Origin of the sequence: Mesorhizobium sp. Pch-S (assembly GCF_004136315.1) — a bacterium.
Classification (GTDB): domain Bacteria; phylum Pseudomonadota; class Alphaproteobacteria; order Rhizobiales; family Rhizobiaceae; genus Mesorhizobium.
On the sequence record NZ_CP029562.1, the window covers coordinates 3732186 to 3743626 of the forward strand.

General features: G+C 61.7%; 12 protein-coding genes and 1 pseudogene. 7 read left to right on the forward strand and 6 right to left on the reverse strand.

The window, feature by feature from the left end:
- Positions 1–97: 97 nt before the first annotated feature.
- The 3 genes and pseudogenes from C1M53_RS17525 to C1M53_RS17535 all read right to left on the reverse strand — a co-directional run bounded on the left by C1M53_RS17525 (position 98) and on the right by C1M53_RS17535 (position 2384).
- On the reverse strand, positions 98–943 hold the full coding sequence (locus C1M53_RS17525; protein ID WP_129413397.1) for a tetratricopeptide repeat protein: 846 nt from the start codon (positions 941–943) through the stop codon (positions 98–100).
- Between the two features lie 168 nt (positions 944–1111).
- Entirely contained in the window at positions 1112–1372 is a 261-nt protein-coding gene (gene rpsU, locus C1M53_RS17530; protein ID WP_129413398.1) for a 30S ribosomal protein S21, read from the reverse strand.
- Between the two features lie 254 nt (positions 1373–1626).
- Positions 1627–2384, reverse strand: a pseudogene (locus C1M53_RS17535) (SDR family oxidoreductase).
- Positions 2385–2559: 175 nt separating this feature from the next.
- On the opposite strand from C1M53_RS17535, the gene C1M53_RS17540 reads away from it, so the two are divergent.
- The 7 genes from C1M53_RS17540 to C1M53_RS17570 all read left to right on the forward strand — a co-directional run bounded on the left by C1M53_RS17540 (position 2560) and on the right by C1M53_RS17570 (position 9240).
- On the forward strand, positions 2560–3267 hold the full coding sequence (locus C1M53_RS17540; RefSeq protein ID WP_129413399.1) for a hypothetical protein: 708 nt from the start codon (positions 2560–2562) through the stop codon (positions 3265–3267).
- Between the two features lie 138 nt (positions 3268–3405).
- Positions 3406–4659: a sarcosine oxidase subunit beta gene (locus tag C1M53_RS17545; protein ID WP_129413400.1), complete on the forward strand. Its 1254-nt coding sequence runs from the start codon at positions 3406–3408 to the stop codon at positions 4657–4659.
- Positions 4659–5087, forward strand: a complete 429-nt coding sequence (locus C1M53_RS17550) for a hypothetical protein (RefSeq protein ID WP_129413401.1) — start codon at positions 4659–4661, stop codon at positions 5085–5087. Before C1M53_RS17545 ends, C1M53_RS17550 begins: the two co-directional genes overlap by 1 nt.
- 11 nt (positions 5088–5098) lie before the next feature.
- Positions 5099–5395 carry a sarcosine oxidase subunit delta gene (locus C1M53_RS17555; protein WP_129413402.1) on the forward strand — a complete coding sequence of 99 codons (297 nt, stop codon included), beginning with the start codon at positions 5099–5101 and terminating at the stop codon, positions 5393–5395.
- Positions 5392–8382, forward strand: a complete 2991-nt coding sequence (locus C1M53_RS17560) for a sarcosine oxidase subunit alpha (protein WP_129413403.1) — start codon at positions 5392–5394, stop codon at positions 8380–8382. Before C1M53_RS17555 ends, C1M53_RS17560 begins: the two co-directional genes overlap by 4 nt.
- Positions 8375–8947 carry a sarcosine oxidase subunit gamma gene (locus C1M53_RS17565; protein WP_129413404.1) on the forward strand — a complete coding sequence of 191 codons (573 nt, stop codon included), beginning with the start codon at positions 8375–8377 and terminating at the stop codon, positions 8945–8947. Before C1M53_RS17560 ends, C1M53_RS17565 begins: the two co-directional genes overlap by 8 nt.
- An 83-nt stretch (positions 8948–9030) precedes the next feature.
- A complete protein-coding gene (locus tag C1M53_RS17570) occupies positions 9031–9240 on the forward strand; it encodes a hypothetical protein (RefSeq protein WP_129413405.1) in 210 nt (69 codons plus the stop codon).
- Positions 9241–9353: 113 nt separating this feature from the next.
- Here C1M53_RS17570 and C1M53_RS17575 read toward each other — a convergent pair whose 3' ends face one another.
- From C1M53_RS17575 to C1M53_RS17585, 3 genes are all read right to left on the reverse strand, one after another.
- Positions 9354–9569, reverse strand: coding sequence for a DUF680 domain-containing protein (locus C1M53_RS17575; RefSeq protein WP_129413406.1), 216 nt, complete (start codon positions 9567–9569; stop codon positions 9354–9356).
- A 334-nt stretch (positions 9570–9903) separates the two neighbouring features.
- The gene (locus tag C1M53_RS17580; RefSeq protein ID WP_129413407.1) at positions 9904–10551 is read right to left on the reverse strand and encodes a TetR/AcrR family transcriptional regulator; all 648 of its coding nucleotides are present in this window, start codon (positions 10549–10551) and stop codon (positions 9904–9906) included.
- A gap of 112 nt (positions 10552–10663) precedes the next feature.
- Positions 10664–11440 (reverse strand): SDR family oxidoreductase, encoded by a 777-nt coding sequence (locus tag C1M53_RS17585; protein WP_129413408.1) that lies wholly within the window; start codon positions 11438–11440, stop codon positions 10664–10666.
- Between the last annotated feature and the right edge of the window lies 1 nt (position 11441).

The window sequence follows — 11441 nt, forward strand, 5'->3', positions numbered from 1 at the left end:
AGCATTTTGTCGCCAAGTGGAATCACTTGGCGTTACAAAAATGCGACGAAAACAAAACTTAGAGCGTTTCCGCGTTTCCGTGAAAAACGGAAACGCTCTAGGCCCCACCCACTCGGGACAGGCCGTCACGCGCCGGCTGATAGGTCGGCGCCAGCCGGGCGGCTTCCTTGTAGGATTTTATCGCCTTGGCCTTTTCGCCCTTGCGCTCGTAGATCAGCCCCTGGTTGGTCCAGGCTTCGGCATTCTTGCCGTCAAGCTTGATGGCCATGTTGAAGTCGGCGAAAGCGTTGTCGTCCTGGTTGAGGGCGAGATAGGAAAGGCCCCGGCCATTGTAGGGCTCGGACGCATCCGGCGACAGCGAGATCGCGGTCGAGAAGTCTTCGATGGCGAAGGTGTGCTGGCCCTGGCTCTGATAGATCAGGCCGCGGTTGTGATAGGCACGCGCGTCGGTGGTGTCGAGCTGGATCGCCTTCTGGAAATCGTTGAAGGCATCCTGCGTACGGCCGGCCTTTCGGTAGAGGTTGCCGCGACCGATATAGGCAGCATCATAGTTCGCGTTGATCTGGATGGAGCGATTGTAGTCGGCAAGCGCCTTCTGCTGGTCGCCGATGAAACGGTAGATCAGCGCGCGGTTCGAATAGGCCTGGTAGAAATCGGGTTTCAACTGGATCGCGGTGTCGAAATCCTTCAGCGCAGCCTGGTAATTGCCGCCGCGGCCGTAGGCCGAACCGCGCACATTGTAGGCTTCAGGATCGCGTGGATTGCGGTCGACGACCGAAGAGAGCGAAGAGATGTTCTGGCTCGACCCCTGGGCCTTGTCGATCGCATTAAGCTCACCCGTCGGGGTCGACTGGCAGCCGGCAAGCGCCAGGCCGGCCAGCAAAGCGGCGCTCAAGACAAAACCATTCAAGGAGTTTTTGCGCTCCGTGGTCAAAACATGCATCGGCTGCCGTATCCTCAACATCGACGCCCGGCATCCCGGGCTGCCGCTCCGGCCCCTGTCCCGCCGTCCTGCGTTATACAAATATCCGCTTGCGTCAAACAAAAAGGTGGCGGCGATTTACATCGCGCCACCTTGGATATCCCTCGAAAAGGATGGATGCAGGCAGAATTAGCGCGGAGCGCGCGCTGCACCGGCGCCGGTCGGAGCCGGGCGCGGGGTCGAGGGCAGCAGGCCTTCGCGCTGGGCACGCTTGCGGGCCAGCTTGCGGGCGCGGCGCACGGCTTCAGCCTTCTCACGCGCACGCTTCTCGGACGGCTTCTCGTAGTGACCGCGCATCTTCATTTCACGGAAGATGCCTTCGCGCTGCATTTTCTTCTTGAGCGCGCGAAGCGCCTGATCAACGTTGTTGTCGCGGACGAGTACCTGCACGGGCGATCCTGTCTTTCAATTTGAAATCATTAGGCAAAGCGGCAATAGCCACAAGCCTCCGCGGCGCTTCCACCACGAATTCCGGCGGCAAATAGCAGAATCAGGACTGAATGTCCACTGTTGCTTGTCGGGCTTTCGCGGTTTTTGCCGCGTCACGCCTTTCATTGCCGCCAATCCACCCAGAATGAAACGCCCGGATGCAACCGTCAATTCAAACAGTCGCGATTGTATCCGGGCGTTTCGTCGCTCCGTGTTCAGGTGCGGTTGATGGAGACGCCACCATCGGCGAACAGCGCGGTGCCGGTGGTGAAGGATGAGGCGTCCGAAGCCAGATAGAGAGCCGAGCGGGCAATCTCTTCCGGCTTTGCGATGCGCTTCAGCGCATGCAGGCCCTCGACGAAAGCGCGCTCGTCGGCGGTCTTGAAGGTTGCGGCCGGTGTATCGGTACCGCCGGGCAGCAGCGCGTTCACGCGGATGCCCTCGCGACCATATTCCGCGGCAAGGACCTGGGTAAGCCCCACCAGACCGGCCTTGGCGGCGGCATAGGCGGCCATGCCGGGCATACCGGCGGTGACGCCGACGAAGCTCGATGTGAAGATCAGCGAGCCGCTGCCGCGCGCCAGAAGTGCGGGAATCTGATGCTTGGCAGCGAGGAAGGCGCCGGTCAGATTGGTGTCGAGCACGTTTTCCCAGGTCTGGCGCGGCATGTCGGGTACTGGTCCCATCGGCCCGACGGCACCGGCATTGTTGAAGGCGATGTCCAGTCCGCCGAAACGGCCCTGCGCCAGTTCGACCAAGGCTCTAGCGTAGGCCTCGTCGTTGACGTCGCCGGCGAGCGCAACTGCCTCGCCGCCATCCTCGGCGATCTCGGCAGTCAGGGCATCGAGTTCGGCCTGGCGGCGTGCGGCGGCAACAATTCTGGCGCCTTCCCTGGCGAACAGCAGCGCGGTGGCGCGGCCGATGCCGGAGAGGCACCGGTGACGATGGCGACCTTGTTGGTCAGTGCGAGCATGGTCTTGTTCCTTCCAAAAAGTGGATGGCGCTTGCTCGCAGATCGGTGGAACGTGAACCACCCGAAACCCGCCGGGTGTCGCAGCCGTCTTGCTACGGAACGAACGTCAGCGTATCAGGGGCCGTTGAAAACTCGCGGGTGGACGCGCCACCCATTTCAAATGACCCCCCAACAGATGATCGAGACGATCCTTGAACCGTCGTTCGAGGGTGATGGCGTATTGGCAAACGACCTGCTCAAGGAATTAGGCCCTGAATTCCCGAAGGAAAACGTCAGGCCCCTGATAGCCTCGCCCAATCCAGAAACACAAGCAACGGCTGCATTCCTGATGACGTTTTGGGGTTTTGAACTCCATCCGTTTGTCTCGGAAATTGCAACGCTTCTTGAGAGCAAGCATTCCAGGGCGCGTTTCGATGTCACGGAAGTGCTTCTTGGCTGCACCACGCCAGACGATGGAGAGATTCTGGGGCGCGTACTTCTTCTCCTGGACGATCCGCACATAGGCGTTCGATGGAAAGTCGCCCAGTGGATATGTGTGGCGCAGTATTGGCAATTGAGACTGGCTGGTAGGCACGCTGCCAGATTGCGACCGAATTCGGCTTTTGAAATCCTCGAGAAATTCTGTTGCCTCCGGAGGCAGCCAACATCTGAAGAAATCCGGTGGCTCATCCAATACGAAGACCCGATCGTTCGGCGTTTTGGAGCTGCTCTTTCGATCCGTCCGCTTGAAGTGATCGATGAAAGGTTTCTGACAATTGCTTCGATGTCGGATGACGCCGAAGTGGCAGAAATCGTCGAGAGCGGCCGCGGAGGTTTCATGGCACCAGGCCGCGCGATTTTCTCTTCGAGATTGTTTGACGATACGGTGCAGCCCGGCGACTGATCGGTACTCCGAAGAGTTGATTTGGGCGGCGCAAAACGGCAATTGCCGTCGCAAACAGTGCAAGGATGGCTGCAAGGTTTCGCTAGTGATACTGCTCGCGCGTCGGACCCCCGATTGCCATACGCGAGGCCAGGTAACGTGAAGAAATATTCAGTATTCGCCATCGCCCGCGAGGCCATGCGCGGCCACAAGGGCTGGGAAGAGCAGTGGCCCTCGCCGGAGCCGAAGAAGAGCTACGATGTCATCATCGTTGGCGCCGGCGGGCACGGACTGGCGACAGCCTATTATCTGGCCAAGGAACACGGCATCACCAATGTCGGCGTGATCGAAAAGGGCTGGCTCGGCGGCGGCAACACCGGACGCAACACCACCATCATCCGCTCCAACTATCTCTATGACGAGAGCGCGGGCATCTACGACCATGCCGTGAAGCTGTGGGACGGGCTATCGCAGGACCTCAACTACAACGTCATGTACTCGGCACGCGGCGTGATGATGCTGGCACACAATGTGCACGACATCCAGGTGCTGAAGCGCCATGTCCACGCCAACCGCCTCAACGGCATCGACAATGAATGGCTGACGCCGGAAGAAGCCAAGGCCTATTGCCCGCCACTCAACATCTCGCGCAACGCGCGCTACCCGGTGGTGGGCGCAGCACTGCAGCGGCGCGGCGGTACCGCTCGCCATGACGCGGTTGCATGGGGCTATGCCCGCGGAGCGGCAGCCCGCGGCGTCGACATCATCCAGAACTGCGAGGTCACCGGCATCCGGCGCGATGCCAGCGGCGCGGTGACCGGTGTCGAGACCTCGAAAGGTTTCATCGGTGCGCGCAAGGTCGGCGTGGTTGCTGCCGGCCATTCCTCGGTGATCATGCAGATGGCCGATGTGCGCATGCCATTGGAAAGTTACCCGCTGCAGGCGCTTGTGTCCGAACCGGTGAAGCCGGTGTTCCCGTGCGTGGTGATGTCCAACACGGTGCACGCCTATATCTCCCAGTCCGACAAGGGCGAACTGGTGATCGGCGCCGGCACCGACCAGTACGTTTCCTATTCGCAGACCGGCGGATTGCATATCCTGCAGCATACGCTGGACGCGATCTGCGAAATGTTCCCGATGTTCACGCGCATGAAGATGCTGCGCTCGTGGGGTGGCATCGTCGATGTGACGCCGGATCGTTCGCCGATCCTGGCCAAGACCCCGGTCAAGGGACTTTATGTCAATTGCGGCTGGGGTACGGGCGGTTTCAAGGCGACGCCGGGTTCAGGCCATGTCTTTGCCCACACCATCGCACGGGACGAGCCGCATCCGATCAATGCGCCCTTCACGATCGAGCGTTTCCGTAGCGGGCGCCTGATCGACGAGGCGGCTGCCGCTGCCGTGGCGCACTGATGCAAACACTGGCGGCGACCATGGCTCTTGCTGCGCCCTTCATGCTGACCGGCGAAAAGGGGATGTTCCATCTGCCCGATGCGAGCGAAGTGCGGCTGCAGGATATCAGCCGTGCCGCGCACGAAGACGATTGGCCGTTCTCTGTCTCGTCGGGCTATCTCGGATGCGTGTGGAGTGCCGGGCACAAGACCGTTTCGTTCGTGGAGAAGCGCGCATCACCTGGCGAAGAGAACGCGAACGATCCGCGGGTCGTCATCGTTACGACCGATCCTTTCCAACTCACCTTGCTTAACATGGCCAACCGCGACCTTTTCGCACCGGCGGACTCGGTGGAGACGCTGATCAAACGTGTCGCGCCTTTCGAAACACTCGGCGAGAAACTCTGCGACCAGCCGCAAGGCGCGCGCATCGGCGACGGCGAACTCTAGGATCAAAGACAATGCTTCTCATCCGCTGCCCCTATTGCGAGGAAGAGCGTCCGGAACTCGAATTCCGCAACGCCGGCGAGGCGCATATCGCGCGCCCGACCGATATCGCCGCCATCAGCGACGATGATTTCGAAAAGTTCTTCTTCATCCGCGCGAACCCCAAGGGGATCATCTACGAGCGCTGGCGGCACGTGCACGGCTGCGCTCGTTTCTTCAACGCGGTGCGCGACACTGTCAGCGACAAGTTCGTGATGACCTACAAGGCAGGCGAGCCGAAGCCAACCAAGCTGCCCGGAGTTTCCAAATGAGCGGCGCCTTTCGCATCAGCAATGCCGGCCGGTTGATACCTGCCAGGACTGCCCGCTTCAGTTTCGATGGCAAGGCCTATACCGGTGTCGAGGGCGATACGCTGGCTTCAGCGCTGCTCGCCAACGGCGTGCATCTGGTCGGCCGCTCGTTCAAATATCACCGCCCGCGTGGCTTCCTGTCCGCCGGAGCGGAAGAACCGAACGCGCTGGTGGAAATTGCTCGCGACAGCGCCCGCAAGACGCCCAATGTGCGGGCCACGGTACAGGAGCTCTATGACGGGCTGTCGGCCAAGTCGCAGAACCGCTGGCCATCGCTGTCCTTCGACGTGGGTGCGGTCAACGACGTGGCCTCGCCCTTCTTTTCGGCAGGCTTCTACTACAAGACCTTCATGTGGCCGAAGTCGGCCTGGAAGAACCTCTACGAACCGAACATCCGCTCGGCCGCCGGCCTCGGCGTGGCGCCGGACCAGCCGGATCCCGACCACTATTCGTCGCGCTTCGCACATTGCGATGTGCTGGTGCTCGGGGGCGGTGCTGCCGGACTTGCCGCCGCGCTTGCGGCGGCGGAAACCGGCGTGCGTGTCATCATTGCCGACGAGCAGGCCGAATTCGGCGGTGCGCTGCGTTTCGAAAGCGGTGCACGCATCGAAGGCCAGGGCGGCTGGACCTGGGCACAGGACGCCGTGGCCAGGCTGAAAAGCATGGGCAATGTGCGGGTGCTGCCACGCACCACGGCTTTCGGCTACTACGCGCAGAACTTCATCGGCCTGGTGGAGCGCGTCAGCGACCATCTGGCTGATCCCGGTCACGACATCCCGCGCGAGCGGCTGTGGCAGGTGCGCGCCAAACGGGTTGTGCTCGCCACCGGCGCGATCGAGCGTCACATGGTGTTTGCCGACAATGATCGTCCGGGCGTGATGCTGGCATCCGCCGCGCGAACCTATCTCAACCACTATGGTGTCGCGGTCGGCCGCAATGTCGGTGTCTATACGGCGAACGATTCCGCCTATGCCGCGGCGATCGACCTGAAGAAGGCCGGCGTCAATGTCGCGGCCATCGTCGATCTGCGCGACAATCCTTCCGGCACGTTGATCGACCAGGCGCGCGCCGCCGGCATCGAGATCCATGACGGCCGCGCGGTCACACGTGTCGGCGGCAAGCTGCGCGTCTCGTCCATGACCGTGCAGCCGAAGAACGGTGGCGGCGAGCGTACGATCGCCATCGACGCGCTGCTGATGTCGGCTGGCTGGACGCCGTCGGTGCATCTGTTCTCGCAATCGCGCGGCAAGGTCGCCTTCAACGAAGACAAGCGTTTCGTGCCCGGAACCTACGCGCAGGATTGCGTGTCGGTCGGCGCGTGCAACGGCACCGACGGTCTCGCTGCTTCGATCGACGAGGCCTATGCTGCGGGTGCCAAGGCTGCAAAGGAGACTGGCGGCAAGGCCGCCAAGGCTGGCAAGCCGAAGGTCGACGCCGACGAAATCTGGTCGCGCGGCATGCTGGGTTCCGCTCCGGGCGCCGGCCCGGACACGACGGTGAAGGCCTTCGTCGATTTCCAGAACGACGTCACCGCCAAGGACATCCGCCAGGCGGTGCGCGAAGGCATGCGCTCGATCGAACATGTCAAGCGCTTCACCACCAACGGCATGGCGACCGACCAGGGCAAGACCTCCAACATGCACGGCCTGGCGATCGCTGCCGACATGCTGGGGAAAGCCATCCCGGAAGTGGGCCTCACCACGTTCCGTGCGCCCTATACGCCGGTCACCTTCGGCGCCATCATTTCGCATGCACGCGGGCCATTGTTCGACCCGACGCGCCGCACGCCGATGTATGGCTGGGCCGAACAGCATGGCGCCGTGTTCGAGGATGTCGGGCAATGGAAACGCGCCTGGTATTTCCCGCGCTCCGGGGAAGACATGCACGCGGCCGTAAACCGCGAATGTGTCGCGGTGCGCAAGACGGCAGGTCTTTTCGACGCGTCCACGCTGGGCAAGATCGAAGTGGTCGGGCCCGATGCCGCCAAGTTCATGGAATTGCTCTACACCAATCCGTGGGAGAAGCTGGAAGTCGGCCGCTGCCGCTATGGCATCATGCTGCGCGAGGACGGGTTCATCTATGACGACGGCGTGGTTGGCCGCTTGGCCGCCGACCGTTTCCACGTGACGACGACGACGGGTGGTGCCGCCCGCGTCATGAACCACATGGAAGACTATCTCCAGACCGAGTTCCCGCATCTCAACGTCTGGCTGACCTCGATTTCCGAGCAGTGGGCGGTGATCGCGGTACAGGGGCCGAAGTCGCGCGACATCATCGCGCCGCTGGTCGAAGGCATCGACATGTCCGACGAGGCCATGCCGCATATGTCGGTGCGCGAAGGCAGCATCTGCGGCGTTCCGACCCGCCTGTTCCGCATGTCGTTCACCGGTGATCGCGGCTTCGAGGTCAATGTGCCGGCCGATTACGGCCAGGCCGTCTGGGAGGCCCTTTGGGCCGAGGGCCAGAAGCATGGCGCCGCGGCCTACGGCACCGAGGCCATGCACGTGCTGCGCGCCGAGAAGGGTTACATCATCGTCGGCCAGGATACGGACGGCACCGTCACGCCGAATGACGCCGGTCTCGACTGGGCGGTCGGCAAGAAGAAGACCGACTTCGTCGGCATCCGCGGCCTGACGCGGCCAGACCTCGTCGCCAAGGGCCGCAAGCAGCTCGTCGGTCTCAGGACCAAGGACCCAAAGATCGTTCTGGAGGAAGGCGCACAGGTCGTCGACAATCCCAACCAGCCGATCCCGATGAAGATGATCGGCCATGTCACGTCGAGCTACTGGTCGGAAAATTGCGGCCGCTCGATCGCGTTGGGCCTGGTTGCCGGCGGACGTGACCGTACAGGTGAAACACTCTATGTGCCGATGCCGGACAAGGTGATTGAAGTGGAAGTCACCGGCATGGTGTTCTTCGATGAAAAGGGAGAGCGCCTCAATGGCTAAGGCTGCCCAGAAAACCGGCATTGCGCAGGCGGAGCGCCATCCCGCATTGGCGGGGCGCAATGCCTCGGCCGCCCATGTGACGCTGACTGCGTTCGAACCGGCCGAACGTGTTTCGCTGCGCGCTCCGGAGGCCTCGCTCGCGGCCTTGTCCAAGGCTCTCGGGCTGACGTTGCCGAAGAAACCCAAGACCTCGGCCTCGAAGGGAGGCCGCCTTGCGCTCTGGCTCGGGCCGGACGAATGGCTGGTCATCGACGATGCCGGCGGGGACCCGCTGGCTGACTGCGCCAAGGTCAAGCAGCTGCACTCGGCGGTTGGCGTCTCGCACAGGAACGTGGCGATCGGCGTGACCGGACCGGGCGCGGAAGCGACGCTCAGCGCCGGTTGCCCGCAGGACCTGTGCTTGGCGATCTTCCCCGTCGGTGCCTGTTCGCGCACCATCTTCGGCAAGGTCGAGATCGTGATCTATCGCATCGCAGAAGACGCTTTCCGCGTCGAATGCTGGCGCTCCTTCTCGGACTATGTCTTTACTTTCCTTTCCGAGGCAGCACGCGACGCGGCAGCATAGAGCCGGGCGTTCGTCCGAACGCGCGAAGGCGAGGAACCAAAAGGCTGGCCGTGCCGTTTTCTGCCCGAACAGAGGGAGTATCCATGGCCAGTCCATCCAAATCCGCCGCATCGCCAAAACCGGAAAAGACGGATGCGGTGCGCTCGTTCGAGCATGAACGGCGCAGCGGGCATGATGCCGAAGAAGAACTGGAAGAGGGGCTGGAGGACACGTTCCCGGCCAGTGATCCGGTCGCGGTCACGAACACATCCATTTCGGGAGCGCCGGCAAAGCCCGGCAAACCAAAGCGATAGGTTGCTGTTCCGGCGATCACCCGTCGCTGAACCGTGCTCGCGATCCAAAGAAAAAGGGCGGCTGGATATCCAGCCGCCCTTTTGCCGTCAGCGTGTAAGGGAGGGGGGATGCCTTACCGGATGGACGGCATGGTCCACGGGCTGCCCTCAACGCCGAGGCGCGGGCCGTTGGTGGTCTTGCCCTGTTCGATCGAGCCGGTCGACGAATAGTCGACGTTACCGGCGGTCTGGGCATGAGTGGTGGGGGCATGGGTCTTCACGGTTTCGCCAGCGAAGGCGGCGTCCGAAAGGGCAACCAGGGCGGCGAGGGCAAGAGCTGTCGTTTTCATCGACTTTCTCCGGTTCGAGATCTGAATTCAATTTCCGTACATGTACGTTGCATCGCACATGTATGCCCGCCCCAGCAAAAGTTCAAGAGAAAATTGTACGTGTACGAAAAATTTTTTGAGGATTTTTGAAGCACCGCCGTCGACGTGACGTGCATGTCCTTGCCAAGCCCTTGAAAGGACTGGCCGAAAATTGCCGGGACATGATTGACTGGTGCGGTTTGTCGCAGGCGCCTGCAACAGCCTTGCCGCAACGTCACGAAGCCAGAAAGCCTCGCGGCGAGGTTGACCGCAACTTCGGTCTCATTGTGCCGTCAAGAGCCATGCGACCGCCGCTTCAGCACTTCTTGGGAGGCTGATCCCCAAGGGGAGGAATATCCTGGCCCTGCAGGGCTGCCAGCCCGAATTCGCACATCCGTTTCACGAAAGCCTGCTGGTCGCCGAAATGGTAGAAGGGGAAAGTAATCAGCAGCGAGATCGTGCCGTGCCCGGTCGCCCACAACATGGTGGCGATGGCGTGGGGATCACCCTTCAGCTTGCCGGCGGCGACGCAGGCTTCGACGCGGTCGATGAGCAATTTCATCGCCGGGTTTTCCTCGTCGAGCTTTTCGAACGAACGGCCTTCAGGCAGCTTCGTCTTCTCGGTCATGAAGACGGTGCGGTATTCATTCGGATTGCCAAGGCCGAATGCCGCATACTCGGTCATGACCGCACGCAACGCATCGATCGGATCATCGGGAGCGTTCTGCTCTATGCGTCTGGCCAGTATCTGGAAGGCATCTTCGGCCAGCGCAAACAGGATGTCCTGTTTGTCGGCGAAGTAGGAATAGACCGACATTGGCGCATAGCCGACCATCTTGGCCAGCTTTCGGATGGTCAAACCCTCGTAGCCTTCCTCCTGTACCAGCTTGTGAGCTGCGGCCACGAGTTCCGATCGCAATGCCGCCTTTTGTTGTTCACGGCGTGTTTGCGCATTCTGGGGCAATCTTGTTGCCTTTCTTTTTTTGTTTTGCTCCCATTCCCCTCACCTTGGCAGTATATACCCAGTACAGTCATCCGCAAGATATCGTTGGGGAAATTGCCTTCCAGGACCTTACTCAAATGGCTCCAATGCCACCATCGACGGCAAGAGAATGGCCGGTCATGAAGGTGTTTTTGGGATCGGCGGCGAAAAGCATCGCCTCGATGATCTCCGGCACCTCGCCAACGCGTTTCATCGGCACGCCGCGCGTCAGTTCCGACAGGGCCAAGGTTTCCGGTGCGCCTGACAACTTCACGAAGTCATCGACCATTTTTGTGCGCGTATGCGCCGGACATATGGCATTCACTCTGATCCCCTTGACGGCATATTCGGCGGCTGCCGATTTGGTAAGACCGACGACACCGTGTTTCGCAGCGGCATAGACTGAAAGCTTCGGTGCTCCGACCAGTCCTGCCACAGATGCAATGTTGACGATCGCACCGCCTTTGCCACCCGCCTTGAATTGCCGCTCCATCTGCGGGATCTGGTATTTCATGGCGTAGAACACGCCGAGCAGGTCGATTTCCAGGATGCGGCGCGCCTCATCCGAAGGAACCTGCGGCAGCCGCACGAAGCTCTGCGCGACGCCGGCATTGTTGACGGCGACGTCGAGCCTGCCGAACCGTTCGACGGCAAGCTTCACCAAGGCTTCCGAGAGCGTTTCGTCGGCTACGTTGCCGGCCAGCGTTGCCGTTTCAGCGTCGAGGCTCCCAGCAAGGTTCTGCAGCGCGTCGCCGTCGAGGTCGGAGAGGATCAGCCGGGCGCCTTCGGCGGCGAAGCCTTTGGCCGCACCTTGACCGAGGCCGCCAGTGGCGCCCGTGATGAGCACCGTCGCTCCGTCGAAACGGCCCATG